This window comes from Pannonibacter carbonis (assembly GCF_003012935.1).
Taxonomy (GTDB): domain Bacteria; phylum Pseudomonadota; class Alphaproteobacteria; order Rhizobiales; family Stappiaceae; genus Pannonibacter; species Pannonibacter carbonis.
In genome coordinates, this window is the sequence record NZ_PUDR01000003.1 from 187,888 (window position 1) to 208,512 (window position 20,625).

Genomic DNA, 20,625 nt, shown 5'->3' on the forward strand with positions numbered 1-20,625 from the left:
CTGGCTGCCCCGCCCCCTTTCGACCGGCACCGGTCCCGCATGAGGTTGCTGACATGATATACACCCGCAAGGACGCCAAGGCGCACGCATTCGCCACCATGCGCGGCATCTGGGCTGCGGCCCTGATGCCCTTCCGCGAAGACCTCTCGATGGACGAGGAGGGCTTCCGCGCCAACATGAACCACTGGATCGACGACCTCGGCATCGACGGCTTCTTCATCGCCGGCAAGCAGGGCGAGTTCTTCTCCATGTCGCTGGACGAGCGCAAGCGCTGCTTTGACCTCGCCGTCGAGGCGGCCGGCGGCCGCGCCCAGACCATCATGTCCTGTTCCGATCAGAACATGGACGTGGTGATCGATCTCGCCCGCCATGCGCAGGCTTGCGGCGCTGACTATATCGTCGTGCATGCGCCGATCCTGCATTTCTTCAAGGCCCAAGACGAAACGCTCATCCGCTACTATGAGACGATTGCCTCGAAGGTCGACATCGGCATCGCGCTGTGGTCGCATCCCGACAGCGGCTACCTGATGAGCCCGGAACTGTGCAACCGCCTGGCCGATATCGAGAATGTCGTGGCGATCAAGTATTCCGTCCCGCGCGACATGTACAAGCAGCTCACCGCGCTTGCCGGTGACCGAATCCTCGTCTCGACCGCCTCGGAAGAGGAATGGCTGGACAACATCCTGGAGCTGAACTGGCAGCTGTATCTCTGCTCGTCGCCCCCGTATCTGATCCAGACCGCTGCCGACAAGCGCATGCGCGCCTACACGGATCTTGCCTTTGCCGGCAAGGCCGACGAGGCGCGCGCCATCAGTGCCTCGCTTGAGCCCGTCCGCCACGCGCTCAAGAGCACCCGCCCTGCCGAAAAGCCCCATTCGCACCAGAAGTACTGGCAGGACCTCCTGGGCCAGACCGGTGGCCGGGTCCGCCCGCCGCTGCTCGAACTCACCGAAGAAGAAAAAGCCCGCACACGGGCCGCATTTGACGCTTGCGGGCTCAAGCTCGCGTGACCTTGCCTCAAAGAGGAGATCAGTGATGGCAAGACTTCAGGCCTTTAATTTCCAGAAGTGGATCGATGAACACAAGCACCTCCTGAAGCCGCCGGTCGGCAACCAGATGGTGTTCAAGGATGCCGACCTGATGGTCACGGTCGTCGGCGGCCCGAACAAGCGGACCGATTATCACGACGACCCGGTGGAGGAGTTCTTCTACCAGCTCAAGGGCGACATGCTGCTGAAGCTTTACGACGGCAAGGAGTTCTACGACGTGCCGATCCGTGAGGGCGATGTGTTCCTGCTGCCGGCGCATGTGCGCCACTCGCCGCAGCGCCCGCAGGAAGGCTCCATCGGCCTCGTCATCGAGCCGGCGCGCCCCGAGGGTGAGCTGGATGCGGTCGAGTGGTACTGCTTTGAATGCCAGACGCTGGTGCATCGGGCGGAGGTCGACCTGGAGTCGATCGTTGATGACCTGCCGCCGATCTACAAGGCATTCTATGCCGATGAAGCCAAGCGCACCTGCCCGAACTGTGGCACGATCCATCCCGGCAAGGAACCTCCGGAAGGTTGGGTGAAACTGTAATTGTTTTAGGCTTGAAATATTCAGCGGCTCATTGCAAGCTGAAGCCTGACAACAAGATCAAGACTGGAGCCGGCGTGTCGCGCCGGTATCCGGCTGATGCCGGAAGGCAAAAAAACAGAGGGTGAAGACATGAGAAAGAAACTGATTCTGGCCGCAGCGGGCATCGCTGCGCTGATGAGCGGCACTGCCATGGCGCAGGACCCGCTGAAGATTGGCATGATCACGACCCTGTCCGGCCCGGCCGGCTACCTGGGTCAGGACATCCGCGACGGCATGCTGCTCGCCATCGAGATGGAAGGCGGCAAGCTGGGCGGCGTGCCGGTCGAGCTGGTTGTCGAGGACGATGGCCTGAAGCCGGGCAATGGCCGCCAGATCGCCGAGAAATTCATGGGCGATGCGGGCATGAAGCTCTTGACCGGCATCGTGTTCTCGAATGTTGCCGGTGCCACCGTGCCGGACATCGTCAACAATGACGCGATCTACATCTCGCCGAACGCCGGTCCGTCGAACCTGGCCGGTGCCGAGTGCCATCCGAACTATTTCGTTGTCTCCTGGCAGAACGACGCCCTGCATGAAGCCGCTGGCGCTGCTGCCAAGAAGCTCGGCTTCAAGAAGGCTTTCGTGCTCGCTCCGAACTACCAGGCCGGCAAGGACGCGATCAACGGCTTCAAGCGCACCTTTGGCGGCGAGATCGTTGGCGAAATCTACACCCAGCTTGACCAGACCGACTTTGCTTCGGAAATGGCGCAGATCCGCGCGGCCGATCCGGAAGTCGTGTTCCAGTTTCACCCGGGTGGCCTCGGCATTGCCTTCCTGAAGCAGTATGCCCAGGCTGGCCTGACGGGTCAGATCCCGATGGTCCTGTCCGAGCCGTCGACCGACGCGGTTGTTCTCAATGCAGTCGGTGAGGGCGCTGTCGGTATCTTTGCAACCGCGCACTGGAACCGTGATTTCGAGAACGATGCGAACCTTGAGTTCGTGAATGCCTGGGACAAGAAGTTCGGCCGACCGATCACCTACTATGCCTCGCAGGGCTATGACACGGCCAAGCTGATTGCCTCCGCGCTGGCCAAGACCGGCGGCGTCGACGATCTCGACAAGTTCCGCGAAGCTGTTCGCGCTGCTGACTTCAAGAGCGTCCGTGGCGACTTCAAATTCGGCAACAACCAGCATCCGGTGCATGACTGGTACCTGCTCGACATCGTCGCCGGCCCGGATGGCAAGCCGGTCGCCGTCACCAAGGACAAGCTCCTTGAAGACTATGGCGATGCCTACGCGGATCAGTGCAAGATGTAAGCTGACATCGCGATGCGGCAGCCTGGGCTGCCGCATCGCAGATGGTGGCGCTACGTCTCCCTTTTCGCTACCGGGCGCATGCGTGGCTTGGGTCGTGCCTGAATGGGCATGACCAGGGCACTGGTCCGTTCCTGCTGTCATACCGCGGGACGGCATGCGCAGGCTTTGGCACTCAAATCATCGGGCGGGCGGATGATTCTCGTTCTCGAACAACTTCTGAACGGCCTCCAGTACGGCGTCATGCTGTTTCTTCTGGCGGCGGGGTTGACCCTGATTTTCGGCATCATGGGCGTGATCAACCTCGCACATGGCTCGCTTTACATGGTGGGTGCCTATGCGGGCACATTCGTAGCAGCTGAAACGGGCAGCTTCTGGCTCGGTCTGCCGGCCGCCCTCGGGGCCGCCGCCCTGACGGGCCTCGCCATCGAGGCACTGGTGATCCGCAAGCTCTACCAGCGCGATCATCTGGATCAGGTGCTGGCGACCTTCGCCTTGATCCTGATGTTCAACCAACTGATCGTGATGCTGTTCGGGCGCTCGCCGGTCTTCACCCTCCTGCCGGCCGCCTTTGAAGGATCCGTCGAGATCCTGCCCGGCCTCTATTATCCGCCGTATCGCCTGTTGATCATTGGCGCTGGCCTGCTCGTGGCGGTCGGGCTCTATTTCCTGATCAACCGCACGCGGATCGGCATGCTGGTGCGTGCCGGCTCAACCAATCGCGACATGGTCCGCGCTCTCGGCGTTGATATCCGGCTTCTCTATACAGTGGTCTTCGGTCTCGGCGCGCTGCTGGCCGGCCTTGCCGGCTACATGGCCGGACCGATTCTGGCCGTGCAGGTCGGCATGGGCGAGCAGATCCTGCTTGCGACTTTCGTGGTGGTGGTCATCGGCGGTGTCGGATCGATCCGCGGCGCTTTTGTGGCCGGCATCGGCCTTGGCGTCATCGACACCTGCCTGCGCGCCTTCCTGCCCGGCATGCTGCGTACTGTCATGCCAGCCTCCGAAGCCGATGCGCTCGGGGTCGGCATTTCGTCCATGGGGATCTACCTGTTGATGGCACTCGTTCTCCTCATCCGGCCCAAGGGCCTGTTCGCAGCGGGGTCGTGATGCGCAACCGGATCCTGGCACTCATACTTATTCTCGCTCTCGCCGCCCTGCCGACAATTACGCAGGAACTGGGCGAAGCCTCGCTCCTGGCGCTGGCCACCCGCATCCTGATCTACGGCATGGCAGCTGCTAGCCTCAACTTCATCCTCGGCTATGGCGGGATGGTCAGTTTCGGCCATGCGGCTTTCTTCGGCATCGGCGCCTATGTCGTCGGAATTCTGGCATCCCATCATGCCAGCGGTGAACCGCTGTTCGGGATTGTCCCGGGCACCGACCAGATGCTTCTGACATTGCCGTTGGCCGTGCTGGTTGCTGGCCTCTTCGCCGCAGCGATCGGCGCCCTGTCGCTGCGCACCGGCGGCGTGCAGTTCATCATGATCACGCTGGCCTTCGCCCAGATGCTGTTCTTCCTCTTCGTGTCGCTCAAGGCCTATGGCGGCGAGGACGGCATCATCATCCGGCGTACCAATGCACTGCCCGGCCTCAACATGCGCGACAAGGCGACGTTCTATTATGTCGTCCTCGCCATCACGGTGCTGTTCTTCTATGGCTTGCGCCGTCTGACCCAGTCCAGCTTCGGAACGGTCATTTCAGGCATCCGCCAGAACGAACGCCGCATGGCTGCGGTCGGCATTCCGGCCTATCGCTACAAGCTCTATGCCTTTGTCCTGTCGGGCATGGGCGCGGGACTGGCCGGAGCCTTGATGGCCAATTTCCTGCGCTTTGCCTCACCGGACATGATGCACTGGACCAAGTCGGGCGAGCTGATGATCATGGTCATCCTCGGCGGCGTCGGTACCTTGTTCGGGCCTTTCCTCGGCGCCGCAGCCTTTCTCATCCTTGAAACATTCCTCGCAGCTTGGTCCGAGCACTGGCCCTTCGCACTGGGTCTCATCCTGCTGGTCGTGGTGCTTGGCACCCGGGGCGGTCTTGCCGCCCTGGTCCAGCGCATCACCGCGCTTGTTCGGAGAGGTGTCAAATGAGCGTCATTCTGTCGATTGTGGGTCTGGTGAAGACCTTCGGCGGCCTGATTGCCACCGACAACGTCAGCCTTGATGTGCGTGAGGGCGAAATCCACGCCCTGATCGGTCCGAACGGGGCCGGCAAGTCGACCCTGATTAACCAGCTCTGCGGCGAACTGGTCTCGGATGCCGGGACGATCCACCTGGCCGGTCGTGACATCACCCACCTCAAAACCCCTGACCGGGTCGCACTCGGGCTTGGCCGGACATTCCAGATCACCAGCCTGCTGGATGAATTGAGTGTGCTCGAGAATGTCGGCATGGCAATCCAGGTGCGCGAGGGACACAACTTCCGCATTTACGATCTGGCACGCGGCCGCCGGGCAGTCTGGGACGAGGCGCGCGGCTTTGTGGCCTCCAGCGGTTTGGCAGATCGTGCCGACATCCGGGTTGCCGATCTCTCCCATGGAGAGAAGAAACAGCTGGAACTGATCGTCGCGCTGGCCATGAAGCCGCGTCTCCTGCTGCTCGACGAGCCGATGGCCGGTCTCGGCCATGTCGAAAGCCAGGCGATGATCGAAATGCTCAGCGAGACCCGCAAGAGCGCGGCCATGCTGCTGGTCGAGCATGACATGGAGGCGGTCTTCGCGCTTGCCGACCGTATCTCCGTGCTCGTCTATGGCCGCATCATCGCCAGCGGTACCGTTGACGAGATCCGCAACAACCCGGCCGTGCGCGAGGCCTATCTCGGGGCGGAGGACGAACTGTGCTGAGTGTCGCCAATCTTCAGGCCGCCTATGGCGAGAGCCAGGTCCTGTTCGACGTCAATCTCGAGATCCGGGATGGCGAGGTCGTGACCCTGATGGGCCGCAATGGCATGGGCAAGACCACCACGGTCCGCTGCATCATGGGGCTGCTGACCCCGCGCGGCGGCGCCATCCAGTTCGAGGGCGTCGCCACCGCCGGGCTTGCGCCGGAGCGCATTGCCCGTCTTGGTGCCGGTCTGGTGCCGGAAGGCCGTCAGATCTTCTCGACGCTGAAGGTGCGCGAGAACCTGGTCGCCACAGCCTCCAACCGGCTGAAGCGGTCCGATCCCTGGACGCTGGATCGGGTCTATGCCCTGTTCCCGCGTCTGAAAGAACGCTCCGAGCAGGTGGCTGGAACGCTGTCGGGCGGCGAGCAGCAGATGCTGGCTGTTGGCCGGGCGCTGATGACCAATCCGCGCCTCCTCATCCTCGACGAGGCGACCGAGGGGCTTGCCCCCGTCATCCGCACCGAGATCTGGCATTGCATCGAGCACCTGAAGCGGGAAGGGCAGTCGATTCTCTTGATCGACAAGAACCTGTCAGTGCTCAAGCGCCTGGCTGACCGGCACTACATCGTCGAGAAGGGCCGGACGGTCTGGATCGGAAGCGGGTCGGACATGGATCGGGACTCGGATCGGGTGCAGGCCTATGTCGGGCTCTGATCTTCCCGTTGTCCTGGTTGGCTGGGGCGCGATTGCCCGGCGGGTGGGCGGACTTCTGGCCGAACGGGGCTCTCCTGTCCGGTTGATTGCCGTTGCCACCCGGGATGCGGACGCTGAGCTGAACGGTCTGCCGCCCGCATGCCGACATATAACATCTCCCGATGAACTGACGGGTAGGGCAGGGGAGCGTCCGCGGCTGGTGGTCGAGGCCGCAGGCCGCGACAGCGTCGCCCCCTGGGGCCGCGCTGCCCTCTCTGCCGGCATCGACTTCGCTGTGTCGTCTACCTCAGCCTTTGTCAGCGGCGACCTGCTGGAGGAATTCCTGCAACTGGCACGCAGCAACAACGCCCAGCTTCTTGTCCCGCCGGGTGCACTCGGTGGCATCGATGCGCTGGCGGCGGCTTCCCGGCTGGATCTGGCCAGCGTCCGCCACGACATCATCAAACCGCCAGCTGCCTGGCGTGGCACAGCGGCTGAAAGCGCCTGTGATCTTTCCGATCTGACCGAAGCGCATGTCTTCTTTCAGGGCTCCGCCCGGCAAGCCGCTGCGGCCTATCCCCAGAACGCCAATGTCGCCGTCATTTCTGCCCTTGCTGGCATCGGCCTGGACCGCACCGAAGTCGCGCTGGTTGCCGATCCGGATGTGGCCAGCAACATTCATCGCATTCGCGCCAGCGGAGCCTTTGGCGAGATGGACCTCACCCTCACCAATCGCCCACTGGCCACCAACCCGAAGTCCTCCGAGATGACCGCTCTGTCGCTGGTCCGCCTGATCGAGAACCGAGCCGGCACATTGGTGCTGTGACCCCGGCGGGATCTCTTCGACAGCGATCTGGTAGAAAGGAAAGCTGATATGTCCGACCTGCCCGCCACCCCAGCCTCGCTGATTGCAGAAGGCCACTGGCCGCGCGACCGGCTGGATGCCGACTACACCGCGCGCAACTGTGTTGCCCCGGATGACTTTGCTGCCATCATCTCCGAATACGCCTCCCGGTCGCTCCCCGCCCGGTCGATGGCCGGGGCGAAACTGGATCTTGTCTATGACGCTGTCAGCGGCGAGAAACTCGATCTGTTCGGTACACGCCCGGGCGAATTGCGCCCCCTGGTGCTGTTCATTCATGGCGGTTACTGGCGCGCCCTGTCGAAGGAACATTCGGCTTTCATGGCCCCGATGCTGGCCGATCTCGGCATTGCCTCAGCAGCCCCCGACTATACGCTTGCTCCCGGCGCCAGCCTCACCGAAATCACCCGGCAGATGCGGGCGGCGCTGGCCTATCTCTGGCGCGAGGCGGCCAGCCTCGGCATTGACCGCAACCGCATCGTGGTCACCGGGAGTTCCGCTGGCGGGCATCTGGCCGGAACCTTGATGATGTCCGGCTGGCAACAGGACTTCGGTCTGCCCGGGCAGGTATTGAAGGCAGCGCTTCCCCTCAGCGGGCTGTTCGAACTGGCCCCGATCGCCGGAAGTCATGTCCAGGACTGGATGCAGCTGACGCAGGAGGAGGTTGAGACCCTGAGCCCGCTGCGCCATCTGACCGGTGCGCCCCGTTCTGTCATCGCCGTCGCCGAACACGAGACGTCCGGGTTTCACCGCCAGACCCGCGCCTATGCCGAGGCGCTAGGCATGCCGGAAATCCGGGCCCGCGACCGCAATCACTTCGATATCGTCTTCGACCTTTGCGATCCGGCGACCGACGTCGGACAAACGCTGCTGCGGCTCGTTGCCGCCTGACAGCAGCGCGCCGTCCGGCGCCAGGCGTCTCGAGCAACGCCGGCAACGTGAGCGCTGATCTCGCGCCCCTGGTTGCGCAAGACGCGACGGGTCTGGTCACGCCGGGCGACTTGGTCCGCGCTGACCGCGCTTCTTCGCTCCCCGCCGCCTTTCAAACGCTGCAGCGAGTGATGCCTGAATCGACCTCGGATCCGGGACCGGAACCTCCCGTATCCGCCGGAGGCAGGACGGGGAAAGCTGTTTTCCCATCAGCGGCGGTGCGGGTGCATCAGGATCATCAACGGCATTCATAGGTACTTGTATTGAGCCTGATAGGAGGGGATTGCATGACGGTTTGGCGACGGACCGCGTCAAGTCCCCCTGTGACTGCTCATGTTTTTCCTGTCGCGGCTGTCATGAAATTGTATTGAAGTTACAATCTGGTCTTGGTGCAGATGAATGCACCGCCCGAACTGTCATTAAAACTTCATTTTCAATTTAGGTTCCGCAAAGGATTTGTCATCGAGCTGTAACAAACCCGTGGCTCTTGTCGCCTCAAGATGAGAACAAACAACGGGGCGTCCGGTGATCACCTTTGAAGGCGTAACCAAGCAGTTCGGCTCGCGCACAGCCGTCAACAACGTCACCTTTACGATCGACAAGCCGCAGATGGTCGGGATTATCGGTCGGTCCGGTGCGGGCAAGTCGACGCTCCTGCGCATGATCAATCGACTGACGCCAGCAACATCCGGCCGGATCATGTTCGATGGCCGTGACGTGCTGAGCCTCGGCGGGGCTGAAAAGCGCCGCTGGCAGCGCGATTGCGCCATGGTGTTCCAGCAGTTCAACCTTGTGCCGCGTCTTGACGTGGTCACAAACGTGATGCTCGGCCGTCTCAATGGCCACTCCACCCTGAAAAGCCTGTTCAACGTCTTCAGCAAGGAAGACATCGAACGTGCCCTGATGGCGCTGGATCGCCTGGGCATTGCGCAGGAAGCCATCAAGCGCGCCGAGGAACTCTCAGGTGGTCAGCAGCAGCGCGTCGCCATCGCCCGCGCCCTGGTCCAGGAGCCGCAGCTCGTTCTTGCAGACGAGCCGATTGCCTCGCTTGATCCGATGAATGCCCAGATCGTCATGGACGCCCTGCGCGAGATCCATGACCGCGACAACAAGATCGTGATCTGCAATCTCCACACCCTCGATACCGCCCGCCGCTATTGCGAGCGCGTAATCGGCATGCGGGACGGGGACATCGTTTTCGACGGCGCTCCGGAAGCGCTGACCACGGATGTTGCCCGTGAAATCTACGGTGCGGATGACAGCTTCAACGAGGCTGCAACTTCCACCGCCCTGGAGGCGCCCGCAGCGCATCCGCACCTTTCTTCAGTTTCCGCCGGGCAGATGACCCCTGCGGCAGCGGCGGTCTGAACCGCTGCACCCCTCTCGTCATCACTCGTCTTCATCCTTGGAGTAACCGGATATGACCCTTTTCTCGAAGATTGCGTCCGCTGCCGCAGTCAGCATGATCGCCCTGATGGCCACCCCGGCTCTTGCTCAGGAAAAAATCACCGAATTCCGCATCGGTATCCTCGGTGGTGAGAACTCGTCCGATCGTCTGCGCTCCAACGAGTGCATTCGCGCCAAGACTGAAGAGCTGCTTGGCGTTCCGACCAAGATCTTCGCTCCGGCCGACTACAACGGCGTGATCGAAGGCCTGCTCGGCGGCAACCTCGACATGGCCTGGCTGGGCGCTTCGGCCTATGCCAAGGTCTACCTGACCAACCCGGAAGCCGTTGAGCCGGTCCTCGTCAAGGTCAACGTTGATGGCACCTTCGGTTACCATGCCATCGGCTTTGCCCGCGCTGACAGCGGCATCAAGTCGCTTGACGACCTGAAGGGCAAGAAGTTCGCCCTCGGCGACCCGAACTCCACCTCGGGCTTCCTCATCCCGAGCTACGAGCTGAACAAGGCTGGCTATTCCACCAAGAACGGCGAGTTCTTCTCGGAAGTCGTCAGTTCGGGCGGCCACGAGCAGTCGATCGTTGGCGTGTTCAACGGCGATTACCCGGCCAGCGTCACCTGGGCCGACGGCCTTGGCGAGTGGGAAGACGGCTACAACTCGGGTGCCCTGCGCAAGGCTGCCGACGCCGGTCTGGTCGACATGACCCAGCTCGTACAGATCTGGAAGTCGCCGATCATCGTTGAAGGCCCGATCGTCCTGCGCAAGGCCCTGCCGGAACGCGTCAAGGTCGACGTGACCGGCATGCTCGCCTCGCTCGGCTTCATGGACAAGGAATGCGCCTACAGCTTCATGGCTGGCGAAGTGCTCGGCCTCAAGCCGATCAATCATTCTGCCTATGAGAACATCGTCGAAGTTCGCCGCGCTGCCGGCAACTGAGTTCGTCTGACTGACTACGGCGGCTCCGGGTTCACCCGGGGCCGCCTTTTCTCAACAGGAGTTTGGTATGGCCGTGATCGACCTTGGCACCAGCGTGCTCGCCATGCGCCGGCAACGGCAGTTGTATTCGTTTGGGGCGGTTCTCCTTGTTGTCGCTATGATGGCCTGGGGCTACAGCGAAGCAAATGAACTCAACTCCGGAAGTTTCCTGACCGGTCTCACCAAGTTCTTCGACTATCCTTCCGAGATCGTGATCGAAGCATGGGATCTTGGGCTCTTCGGACTGCTTGGTCTGATGTGGCATTTTTTCCCTGCCCTGATCGAGACCCTCAACATCGCGTTTGTCGCGACGATCATTGGCGGCTTCCTTGCAATGGGCCTGTCCTTTGCGAGCACGCGCAACCTGGATGTCTGGCCTCCGTTGATCCCGGTGACGCGGCGTGTGATGGACGTCATGCGTGCGTTTCCCGAGTTGGTCATCGCGCTTTTTCTGATCTTCCTGCTTGGCTCGAGCCCGATCCCGGCCATGATCGCGGTGGCCTTCCACACGGCGGGTGCGCTCGGCAAATTGTTCTCCGAAGTCAACGAGAACATCGACCGCAAGCCGATTGAAGGCTTGAAGGCAGTCGGCGGCAACTGGATCCAGCGCATCCGCTTTGCCGTGATGCCGCAAGTCGCACCGAATTATCTCAGCTACTTTCTGCTCCGCCTCGAGATCAACGTACGTGCGTCGGCGATCCTTGGCTTCGTTGGTGCCGGCGGCATCGGCTCGGAGCTGCGCCGGTCGATCGGCTGGGGGCAGGGGGCCGGCGACGATACGGCGGCCCTGTTCCTGCTGCTGTTCCTGGCCATCATCATCATCGACCAGACGTCCTCATACCTGCGTGCCCGGTTGACCGGCGCAGCGCGTCACTGACGGGAGCACAGGACCATGACCGCCGCTACCCTCCCATCGGAACCGAACCTCGAACTTGCACAACGTGCCATCCGCGGCCGTATGTTGCGGGCCGTTGGCATTCCCCTGATCGTTCTTGCCTATCTTGCCTATGCCTGGATGGCATTCGATGTCTCAGCCATCCTTGGCAACGCGGATCCGCAGCGGGCAGCCCTGCTGGGCGTCGATACGATCTATCACAAGGTCCATGTCGAGCAGAACCTGCGCCGGGGCGACCTGACGATCGCAGTCGAAGGCGAGCGCACGGCCACCTATGCGAAGGGAACCAGCCCGGAATGGGTTGCCGTTGAGGGCAACCGGACAACCATTGATCTGGGTGATGGATACATTGCTGAAATCGATGGCCAGACGCTTCAGTTCAATGTTCCTGACTATGGTCTCATCGTCGCAAAGGTCGTGAACGACAAGGTTGAAGTCACCTTGCCCGGACCGATGCCGGAATGGGTATCCGGCAACGAGCAGAAGTTCGACGCGCGCCCGACATTTGACCGCCGTGTCCAGGTCTCCAGGTCGAAGATCGAGGTGCATCGTTACTTCTTTGGTTGGGAGAATTTCTGGTTCCCGTTCAATTCACCCCTGAATGGCATGAGTGCCGGGGCGGTGGTGTCGCTCATGCTCTCGGCGGACCGCCTCGATCCCGCGCAGTCGAATGCAAGCCTTGTCTGGAACACATTCTGGGGCAATCAGGACTGGCAGCACGGCGTTATTGCTGTCGCCCTGTTCGAAACGCTATTGATGGCCGTTCTGGGGACCTTGACCGCCTTCATTCTGGCGCTTCCGCTGGCGTTTCTCGCTGCACGAAACTTTACGCCCTCCATGGCGGTCCGGTTTGCCGTGCGGCGATTGTTCGACTTTGTCCGCACAGTGGACTCGCTGATCTGGTCGCTGATCTTCATCCGTGCCTTCGGCCTCGGGCCGCTCACCGGTTCATTGGCAATTGCCATCACCGATATGGGGACGCTTGGTAAGATGTTCTCCGAAGCACTTGAGAACATTGACGGAAAGCAGCTTGAAGGTGTCAACTCGACCGGCGCGAACCAGTTGCAGGCCTATCGCTTCGGCGTTATTCCGCAGATCCTGCCCGTGCTCCTGTCCCAAGGCCTTTACTATCTGGAATCCAACACCCGCTCGGCAACTGTGATCGGGGCGCTGGGGGCTGGTGGTATCGGTCTCGTCCTGGTCGAGACGATGAAGACCTCCCGGGATTGGGAAAACGTCGCCTATATCATTGTCCTGACCCTCATCCTTGTCAGTGCCATGGACAGCCTGTCGAGCTGGCTGCGTCGCAAGCTGATCGAGGGCAGCAACTGATACCCAGTGTTGGGTGATCAAAAAGGGCGCAGCCGGAAACGGCAGCGCCCTTTTTCAATTGCATTGACCGTTGTCGGCAATTGCACGTCTGCCCGTTCCCCTCCGTTGGCCTTCAGCTGCCGCTCCGGCATAGTGGGACCAACAGCGGAGACATGGCGATGGCGATTCGAGTATGGGCACAGGCACGGCAGGCGGGCGCAGGACTTTTTATGGCTGCGGTCGTCGTGTTGACGAATGCCGGACCGGCACAGGCCATCGACGCCTGTGTGGCACGCCTGTCCCGTGAAGCCGAGGCGCAGGGCATCCGCCCCGATATCATCGCCCGCATGCTGGCAACAGCCAAGGCAGATGAACGGGTTATCCGCTTCTCCTCAAGCCAGCCAGAATACGAGACGCCCATCTGGGACTACATGGCCTTTCTGGTCGACGAACAGCGGATCAAGGATGGCGAAGCTCTGCTGAAGCAGCACGCCAGAACGCTGGCTGCGGTCGAGAAGGCCTTTGGCGTCGAGCGGCATGTGGTCGTCGCGGTCTGGGGCATCGAAAGTGACTATGGCAAGGCCAAGGGAGATTTCTACACCCCGCATGCCCTCGCCAACCTGGCCTGCGCCGGCGGCCGGCGCGCCAGTTATTTTCGCGACGAACTGATGAAGACGTTGCTCATCGCCAATCGCGGCGATGTTCCTGTCGACAAGTTCCAGGGCTCCTGGGCCGGTGCCTTCGGGCAGACCCAGTTCATGCCGACCACCTATCTGCGTCTCGCCGTCGATTTCGACCGTGACGGGCGCAAGGACCTTGTTGATACCACGGCGGATGCCCTGGCCTCGACCGCCAATTTCCTGAAGGACGCGGGCTGGGAGAAGGGGCGGGCCTGGGGCTATGAGGTCAAGCTGCCCGCAGGCTACAAGGGCCCCGTTGGGCGCCGGGAGCGGGCGACACTTGCGACCTGGGCCAAGCGCGGTCTTGTCCGTCTGGATGGCAAGGCACTATCGGGCGGCCTGGAGGCAGGCCTGATCCTGCCGGCTGGAAACTCGGGTCCCGCTTTTCTGGTCACGCGCAATTTCGACGCCCTGTTTTCCTACAACGCTTCCCAGTCCTATGGTCTGGCGATCGCGCTGCTGTCACAACTGATTTCAGGCGGTGAACCGTTCAAGGCGGCCTGGCCGACGGAGGATCCGGGCCTGTCGCGGGCACAGCGGCTCAACCTGCAGAAACGGCTTGCGGAAAAAGGCTTCTACAACGACGAGATCGACGGACGCGTCGGTCCGGCGACACGCGAAGCAATCAAGCGGGCCGAGGCAAACTATGGCTTGCAGCCGACCGGCCGTCCGGGCTACCGCATCTATCAGGCGCTGGGGGGCGACTGATCCCGAAAGGGGAGGGCGTATCAGGTTCACGGGTGTGGCTGGAGGAGAGCCGCGCCGGTCGGGAGTTGCAGATGACCGGAACGATCCTCACGATTGCCCAACAGAAGGGTGGCTCGGGCAAGACGACAGTCACGACCCATTTGGCGCTCGGTCTGGCCCATGCCGACCCGCGCCTGCGCATTGCCATTCTCGACGTTGATCCGCAAGGCTCGCTCGGCACCTGGTATGAGGCGCGCGAGGCGCGGCTTGGCGAGGAGGCGACCGGCCTGACCTTGCGCACCGCCAGCGGCTGGGGCGCAAGGCGTGAGGCGCGGGGCCTCGCCCGGGACCATGATTTCGTTCTCATCGACACCCCGCCCAAGACCGATGTGGATGCCCGTCCCGCAATCGATGCCGCCGATCTGGTGATTGTCCCGGTGCAGCCGACGCTCGTGGACCTGTGGGCCACGGGTCAGACGTTCGAGATGGCGCGGCGGGAGGACAAGGCGGCCGTACTGGTGCTCAATCGAGTGCCGCCAAGGTCCGCGCTCACCGGTGATGTCGCTGCGGCCATCACGGCGTCTGGATTCTCCCGACTGGATCCGGTGCTGGGCAATCGCACGGCCTTTGCCGCCTCGATGGGGCAGGGGCTGACGGCACTGGAAACCGACCCGCGCGGCAAGGCGGCAGCGGAAGTGCTGGCGCTCGTTGCAGCCCTGCGCCAGCGCCTGAACCCGGCAGGGTGACCTTTCGCCTGGTCCAGCCGCCGCTATCGCGCTTGACGGATGCCCCGCCGCCCGCGATGCTCCCATCGTATTGTCATGAGCATTTGCCACAGTTCCTGGTGGCACCGATTGCGTTTCGGATTTTTGCCTGAACAACAGGCGGCTCGCCCAGAATAGCCGCCCCGGAGGTCGATCATGCTGTGGAGTTTCGCTCGCGCTGCCCGCGCGCCCCTTGCCATGGCTTTTCTCTCGCTGGCACTGGCTGGCTCGCTCGCGGCGGCCGACCGCAAGATCGTCACGATCCCGGATGCCGACTATTTCGGCGGTGACTACAAGACCGTGAAGGATGTCGATCTTCCGGCCTGTGAGGCGGCCTGTATCGAGGACGCCCAGTGCCAAGCCTTCACCTATAACACCTCGGCCCGCTGGTGTTTCCTGAAGAGCACTCAAGGCGAAGTCCAGAGTTTCCGCGGCGCCATTGCCGGGCGGATTGTCGCCAGCCAGCCCCGACAGGCGAATGTGACGACGACGCGCAAGGCCGACCTTGCCTTCGTGCCGAAATACACGCTCGATGAAGCGCAGCGCTATGCCCTGTCGCTGCCGCGCCTGACCGGCACCCCGTCCGAAAGCGGCAGCGTGCTGCGCAAGCGCGCGGGCGACGCCCTGTCCGCCGGTCGCTTCGAAGAGGCCGAGACCGACTTCGCTGGCCTTGTCACTCTGGATCCGGCCGATTCTGCGGCCTGGGCCGGACTTGCCAGCGCCCAACTCGGCCAGAACCCGGACGACTGGAACCGCCGCTCGGAACTGCGCCAGAATAGCACGTCCTCGGCCATCAACGCCTACCTGACCTCGCAGAGCGAAGGCGGGCGGCTAAAGGCGCTTGAACTCATTGCAAGCGCATTCTCAGCCAATGAAAACTGGAAACCGGTCATCAAGGCCCTGCGCCTCGCCCTGACCCTGAACAACAGCCCGGCGCTGCGCGAGCGCTATGACCAGGTGATCGCAGAGCACGGCTTCCGGGTGGTCAACCACCAGGTTGATGCCGATTCCGCCGAGCCGCGCATCTGCGTTGTCTTCTCAGAAGAACTGCCACGCGGCGAGGACCTGTCGCCCTTTGTCCGGGTGACCGGTGAGCCGGGCACGGCCGTTGCCACCGATGGCTCACAGCTCTGCGTCACCGGCGTGCGTCATGGGGCCCGTTACGGCGTGACCGTGCGTTCGGGCGTGCCCTCCGCTGACGGTGAGAAGCTTGAAAAGTCTGCCGAACTGACGCTCTATGTCCGCGATCGCTCCCCCTCGGTGAACTTCCTTGGCCGGGCCTATGTCTTGCCGAAGGGCAAGGACGCGACCATTCCGATCGTTTCGGTCAACACTACGGAAGTATCTGCCGAGATATTCCGTGTTGGCGACCGTGGCCTTGTCGATGTCATCCGCGACGAGCGCTTCCTGCGCCAGCTCGCCCCCTATCAGGGCGATCAACTTGCCGATGAGCTGGGCGAGAAGCTTTGGTCGGGCGTTGTAACCACCGCGAGCCCGCTCAACACGGATGTGACCACTGCGATCCCGCTGGAAGACATTGGTCTCGACCTGAAGCCGGGCGTCTATGCCATGACGGCGCGTTCCAAGCTCGACACCCAGAATGAGTGGGGCGCCCGCGCAACCCAGTGGTTCATCGTCTCTGACATTGGCCTTGCTGCCTATTCCGGCCCGGACGGTGTGGTTGCATCGCTGCGCTCGCTGTCGACCGCCAAGGCTCTGGATGGCGTTCCGGTGAAGCTCGTTGCCGTCAATAACGAGATTCTGGGCGAGGGGGTCTCCGATGCCAAGGGTCTTGCCACCTTCGCGCCGGGGCTCACCCGTGGTCGCGGCGGACGGGCTCCGGCTCTTGTGGTCGCCGAGACAAAGGACGGCGATTACTCCTTCCTGGACCTGCGCAAGCCGGCATTCGACCTGTCCGACCGGGGCGTCGAGGGGCGTGAGGCTCCAGGCCCGCTTGATGTCTTCGCCTGGACGGAAAAGGGCATCTACAAGTCCGGCGAAACGGTCCATGCCCAGGCACTGTTGCGCAATGCCCGCGCCGACGCCCAGACCGACCTGCCGCTGACGCTTGTCTTTGAACGTCCTGATGGCGTGGAGCATCTGCGGACAACGATCAACGATGCCGGTCTTGGCGGCTACGCCTATGATCTGGACCTGGCCCCCGGCATCCAGCAGGGCGTCTGGTCGATGAAAGTCTTCCTTGATCCGAAGGGCGCGCCTTTGGCACAGAAGACCTTCCTTCTTGAGGACTACCAGCCCGAACGCGTCGACTATCAGCTTGTCACCGATGCCAAGGCATTCGAATTCGGTGTCCCGGCCCAAGTTTCGCTTGAGGGGCGTTTCCTCTATGGCGCACCGGCTTCCGGTCAGGTTCTCGAAGGCGACATCACCGTCGCCCCGACCCGTGCCATGGCCATCTATCCAGGGTACAAGTTCGGCCTTGCCGATGAAGGCCTGTATCCGACGCGCGATTCGCTGGCGGAAGGATTGCGCACGGATGAGGACGGGGCGTTGCGCTTTGCCGTCAACCTGCCGCAAGTCTCGCCCAGTTCCGGTCTCTATACGGCCTCGCTCATTACCCGCCTTGTCGAAACCGGCGGGCGCTACGTCGAACGGCGCCTGGAACTGCCGGTCCTGCCCGGTTCTCCGCGCGTTGGCGTCAAGCCGTTGTTCAGCGAAGGCGTCGACGAGGGTGGCCCGGCCGAATTCGAGATCATCGTTATCAATGGCCAGGGCGAGCGCCAGGCCGCGACGGGCCTGAACTGGACACTGTCGCGGATCGAGACCCGCTATCAGTGGTATCGCAGCGATGGCAACTGGGCATATGAGCCTGTGACGACCTCCGAGCGGGTTGCAACGGGCAAGCTTGACGTTACGGCTGACGCAACTGCAAAGCTCTCTGTCCCGGTCAAATGGGGGGAGTACCGCCTTGAGGTCGCGCTTGGCGGGGCTGAGCCGGCGGTCACCAGCGAAACCTTCACTGCCGGCTGGTATGTTGCCGATGCGGCATCCGAAACGCCGGATGTTCTCGAGGTCGGTCTCGACAAGACAGCCTATCGTCCCGGTGAAACTGCAGTCCTGCGGATGAAGCCGCAGTTCGATGGCATTGCCGTCGTGAACGTCTTCTCCGGCGGCCTTCTGTCGAGTGAAGCCGTGCCGGTCAAGGCCGGTGAAGCCAGCATTGACGTCAAGGTCACAGGGGACTGGGGTACGGGCGCCTATGTCACTGCAACGCTGTACCGGCCGATGGATCTGGAAGCCAAGCGGATGCCAGCGCGCGCCCTTGGCCTGTCCTGGGCACAGGTCGAACCGGGCAATCGCAAGCTGGCCGTCGAGATCGATGCCCCCGCAACCTTGCTGCCGCGCTCGGCGCTGGAGACCACTGTCCGCATCGCCAACCTTGAAGCCGGCGACAGGGCTTATCTGACCCTGGCTGCAGTCGATGTCGGTATCCTCAACCTCACCGGTTACAAGACGCCAGATCCGGCCACCTGGTATTTCGGTCAGCGCCGCTTGGGTGTTGAACTGCGGGATCTTTATGGTCAGTTGATCGACCGGACCGCCGGCACCCGTGGGCAGGTCCGTTCGGGCGGTGATGGCGGCTCCTCGATGCAGGCACCACCACCCGATGAAGAGCCGGTCGCGTTGTTCTCAGGGATTGTCGAGGTCGGTGCCGATGGCCGGGTTCCGGTTTCCTTCGAGATCCCGGACTTCAACGGGAAGCTGCGCCTGATGGCCGTGGCCTGGACCAGGGCCGGCGTCGGCAGCGCGGAACGCGATGTCGAAGTGCGTGATCCGGTCGTCATGTCGGCCAGCCTGCCGCGCTTCCTTGCCCCCGGTGATACTTCCCGCATTCTCGTCGAGATCGACAACGTTGACGGCCCGGCTGGCAGCTATCGCCTTGTTGCCAATGCCGATGGCCCGGTCAGCTTTACCGGGGAGACGGAACAGGCCGTCGACCTTGCCCCCGGCAAGAAAACCGAACTGCGCCTTCCGGTCAGCGCCGGGGAGGGAACGGGAGATGCCGTCATCGAACTGGCCATCACCGGACCCGATGGCACCAGTGCGTCGAAGACGCTGGCGCTCGGCGTGCGCGATACACAGCCATTCATCACCACACGTGAGGTCTATGCGCTCGAGCCTGGCAACAGCGTGTCGGTCGGAGCTTCCGCGTTGGATGGCTACCGGACGGGGACCGTGACGGTTGCCCTTGCCGCTGGCGGGGCTGCGGAAATCGACGTGCCCGGGCTCCTGGCCGCTCTCGACCGTTACCCCTATGGCTGCACCGAACAGACCACGAGCCGCGCGCTGCCGCTGCTCTATCTCAATGAAGTGGCGGAAAGTGTCGGGCTTGGATCAGACGAGGCCTTGCGTGCGCGGGTGACCAGGGCGATCCAGGATGTTCTGGCGAACCAGAACTCCGGCGGTTCCTTCGGCCTGTGGAACAGCTATGGCAACACCGACACCTGGCTTGATGCCTATGTCGCCGACTTCCTCGTCCGTGCCCGTGAAAAGGGCTACGACGTGCCGGAGGTTGCCTATAGCGCTGCTCTCGACAGTCTGCAGAACCGCATCTCCTACGCGTCCGATTTCTCGGAAGGCGGGGAGGGCATTGCCTATGCCCTCTATGTTCTGGCCCGGACGGGCCGCGCCTCGATTGGCGATCTTCGCTACTACATGGACGTGAAGCTTGGCGATTTCGCCACGCCGCTGGCCAAGGCACAGATCGCGGCAAGTCTTGCGCTCTACGGCGAGACGGACCGGTCCGGAACCGGCTTCAAGGCCGCAATTGACGGCTTGCCGATGCAACGGGCCGGTCTTTTCCGGGAAGACTTCGGCTCGCCCTTGCGCGATGGCGCCGGCGTTCTCAGCTATCTGGCCGAGGCCCGCTCCCCGGTCTCCAGCCAACCAGTGACGGATTTCGTCGCCCGCCAGCAGTCCTTCACCCCGGTCCCCTCGACTCAGGACATGGCCTGGCTGCTGCTTGCCGCCCGCGAGGCGAATGAACAGGCCAAGTCGGCCCGACTGGCCCTCGATGGGGAACTCCAGCCCGGCAAGCTCGGCTGGAGCTTCACCGGCGGCGAGGTGATGGCAAAGGATGTATCCCTGTCGAACCAGGGGGATCAGCGCACAAATGTCGTTCTGTCCATCACTGGCCAGCCGAGTGCCCCCTTGCCGGGCGGTGGCCAGGGCTTCAACATCACCCGCACCTTCTATGATCTCGACGGCAACGAGATCGATCCGGCGGCGGTGCCCTACAACACCCGCTTGGCCGTGGTGATCGAGGTTGAACCCTTGAGCGAAAGCAACGGCCGCCTGCTGGTCGTCGACCGTCTGCCGGGCGGCGTGGTGATCGACAATCCGCGCCTTGTCAGGTCCGGCGACATCGGTGCGCTCGACTGGCTGACCACCATCGACCAGCCCGATCACGTCGAGTTCCGCACCGATCAGTTCGTCGTCTCGATCGACCAGCGCAACTTCGGCGACCCGGTGCTCACCTTTGCCTATCTGGCCCGCGCGGTCACGCCGGGGTCCTACACCTTGCCTCCGGCAAGCGTCGAGGACATGTATCAGGCAGATCGCGGCGCCATCACCGACACTGGCCGGTTCGAGGTCCTCGGCCCTGTAAAGTAAGGCCGACATGGAAGATGTTCGCTGGATTCCAGCACACGACGGGTCATCCCCGCCTTGTGCGGGGATCCAGCTTCCTCATTCCGGCCTGGCAATTT

At 62.8% G+C, this 20,625-nt stretch carries 16 protein-coding genes; all 16 read left to right on the forward strand.

Annotation, left to right across the window (positions count from 1 at the left end):
• Window positions 1–53: 53 nt before the first annotated feature.
• On the forward strand, window positions 54–1,010 hold the full coding sequence (locus C8348_RS05125; protein ID WP_106752204.1) for a dihydrodipicolinate synthase family protein: 957 nt from the start codon (window positions 54–56) through the stop codon (window positions 1,008–1,010).
• Window positions 1,011–1,035: 25 nt separating this feature from the next.
• Window positions 1,036–1,578: a 3-hydroxyanthranilate 3,4-dioxygenase gene (locus C8348_RS05130; RefSeq protein WP_106752205.1), complete on the forward strand. Its 543-nt coding sequence runs from the start codon at window positions 1,036–1,038 to the stop codon at window positions 1,576–1,578.
• A gap of 129 nt (window positions 1,579–1,707) precedes the next feature.
• Entirely contained in the window at window positions 1,708–2,874 is a 1,167-nt protein-coding gene (locus C8348_RS05135; protein WP_106752431.1) for an ABC transporter substrate-binding protein, read from the forward strand.
• 192 nt (window positions 2,875–3,066) lie between these two features.
• The gene (locus tag C8348_RS05140; protein WP_106752206.1) at window positions 3,067–3,981 is read left to right on the forward strand and encodes a branched-chain amino acid ABC transporter permease; all 915 of its coding nucleotides are present in this window, start codon (window positions 3,067–3,069) and stop codon (window positions 3,979–3,981) included.
• Complete coding sequence (locus C8348_RS05145; protein ID WP_106752207.1) at window positions 3,981–4,964, forward strand: branched-chain amino acid ABC transporter permease; 984 nt, start codon at window positions 3,981–3,983, stop codon at window positions 4,962–4,964. The genes C8348_RS05140 and C8348_RS05145 overlap by 1 nt, the downstream gene beginning before the upstream one ends.
• Window positions 4,961–5,716 (forward strand): ABC transporter ATP-binding protein, encoded by a 756-nt coding sequence (locus C8348_RS05150; protein ID WP_106752208.1) that lies wholly within the window; start codon window positions 4,961–4,963, stop codon window positions 5,714–5,716. Before C8348_RS05145 ends, C8348_RS05150 begins: the two co-directional genes overlap by 4 nt.
• Window positions 5,710–6,411 carry an ABC transporter ATP-binding protein gene (locus C8348_RS05155; RefSeq protein WP_106752209.1) on the forward strand — a complete coding sequence of 234 codons (702 nt, stop codon included), beginning with the start codon at window positions 5,710–5,712 and terminating at the stop codon, window positions 6,409–6,411. Before C8348_RS05150 ends, C8348_RS05155 begins: the two co-directional genes overlap by 7 nt.
• Entirely contained in the window at window positions 6,398–7,216 is an 819-nt protein-coding gene (locus C8348_RS05160; protein ID WP_106752210.1) for an aspartate dehydrogenase, read from the forward strand. The genes C8348_RS05155 and C8348_RS05160 overlap by 14 nt, the downstream gene beginning before the upstream one ends.
• A 48-nt stretch (window positions 7,217–7,264) precedes the next feature.
• On the forward strand, window positions 7,265–8,143 hold the full coding sequence (locus C8348_RS05165) for an alpha/beta hydrolase (RefSeq protein WP_106752211.1): 879 nt from the start codon (window positions 7,265–7,267) through the stop codon (window positions 8,141–8,143).
• Window positions 8,144–8,707: 564 nt separating this feature from the next.
• Complete coding sequence (gene phnC / locus C8348_RS05170; protein ID WP_106752212.1) at window positions 8,708–9,550, forward strand: phosphonate ABC transporter ATP-binding protein; 843 nt, start codon at window positions 8,708–8,710, stop codon at window positions 9,548–9,550.
• 52 nt (window positions 9,551–9,602) lie between these two features.
• Window positions 9,603–10,520 carry a phosphonate ABC transporter substrate-binding protein gene (gene phnD, locus C8348_RS05175; protein ID WP_106752213.1) on the forward strand — a complete coding sequence of 306 codons (918 nt, stop codon included), beginning with the start codon at window positions 9,603–9,605 and terminating at the stop codon, window positions 10,518–10,520.
• A 67-nt stretch (window positions 10,521–10,587) separates the two neighbouring features.
• Complete coding sequence (gene phnE, locus C8348_RS05180) at window positions 10,588–11,436, forward strand: phosphonate ABC transporter, permease protein PhnE (protein ID WP_106752214.1); 849 nt, start codon at window positions 10,588–10,590, stop codon at window positions 11,434–11,436.
• A 15-nt stretch (window positions 11,437–11,451) separates the two neighbouring features.
• Window positions 11,452–12,786, forward strand: coding sequence for a phosphonate ABC transporter, permease protein PhnE (gene phnE / locus C8348_RS05185; protein WP_106752215.1), 1,335 nt, complete (start codon window positions 11,452–11,454; stop codon window positions 12,784–12,786).
• A 209-nt stretch (window positions 12,787–12,995) separates the two neighbouring features.
• Window positions 12,996–14,153, forward strand: a complete 1,158-nt coding sequence (locus tag C8348_RS05190; RefSeq protein WP_106752216.1) for a lytic murein transglycosylase — start codon at window positions 12,996–12,998, stop codon at window positions 14,151–14,153.
• A 71-nt stretch (window positions 14,154–14,224) separates the two neighbouring features.
• Complete coding sequence (parA, locus tag C8348_RS05195) at window positions 14,225–14,878, forward strand: ParA family partition ATPase (protein ID WP_106752217.1); 654 nt, start codon at window positions 14,225–14,227, stop codon at window positions 14,876–14,878.
• A 174-nt stretch (window positions 14,879–15,052) separates the two neighbouring features.
• Window positions 15,053–20,530: an MG2 domain-containing protein gene (locus tag C8348_RS05200; RefSeq protein WP_106752218.1), complete on the forward strand. Its 5,478-nt coding sequence runs from the start codon at window positions 15,053–15,055 to the stop codon at window positions 20,528–20,530.
• Window positions 20,531–20,625 lie beyond the last annotated feature (95 nt).

Coding starts and splice junctions, on each gene's coding strand:
- C8348_RS05125 (WP_106752204.1), top strand. CDS start 54: ATGATATACACCCGCAAGGACGCCAAGGCGCACGCATTCGCCACCATG.
- C8348_RS05130 (WP_106752205.1), top strand. CDS start 1,036: ATGGCAAGACTTCAGGCCTTTAATTTCCAGAAGTGGATCGATGAACAC.
- C8348_RS05135 (WP_106752431.1), top strand. CDS start 1,708: ATGAGAAAGAAACTGATTCTGGCCGCAGCGGGCATCGCTGCGCTGATG.
- C8348_RS05140 (WP_106752206.1), top strand. CDS start 3,067: ATGATTCTCGTTCTCGAACAACTTCTGAACGGCCTCCAGTACGGCGTC.
- C8348_RS05145 (WP_106752207.1), top strand. CDS start 3,981: ATGCGCAACCGGATCCTGGCACTCATACTTATTCTCGCTCTCGCCGCC.
- C8348_RS05150 (WP_106752208.1), top strand. CDS start 4,961: ATGAGCGTCATTCTGTCGATTGTGGGTCTGGTGAAGACCTTCGGCGGC.
- C8348_RS05160 (WP_106752210.1), top strand. CDS start 6,398: ATGTCGGGCTCTGATCTTCCCGTTGTCCTGGTTGGCTGGGGCGCGATT.
- C8348_RS05165 (WP_106752211.1), top strand. CDS start 7,265: ATGTCCGACCTGCCCGCCACCCCAGCCTCGCTGATTGCAGAAGGCCAC.
- phnD (WP_106752213.1), top strand. CDS start 9,603: ATGACCCTTTTCTCGAAGATTGCGTCCGCTGCCGCAGTCAGCATGATC.
- phnE (WP_106752214.1), top strand. CDS start 10,588: ATGGCCGTGATCGACCTTGGCACCAGCGTGCTCGCCATGCGCCGGCAA.
- phnE (WP_106752215.1), top strand. CDS start 11,452: ATGACCGCCGCTACCCTCCCATCGGAACCGAACCTCGAACTTGCACAA.
- C8348_RS05190 (WP_106752216.1), top strand. CDS start 12,996: ATGGCTGCGGTCGTCGTGTTGACGAATGCCGGACCGGCACAGGCCATC.
- parA (WP_106752217.1), top strand. CDS start 14,225: ATGACCGGAACGATCCTCACGATTGCCCAACAGAAGGGTGGCTCGGGC.
- C8348_RS05200 (WP_106752218.1), top strand. CDS start 15,053: ATGCTGTGGAGTTTCGCTCGCGCTGCCCGCGCGCCCCTTGCCATGGCT.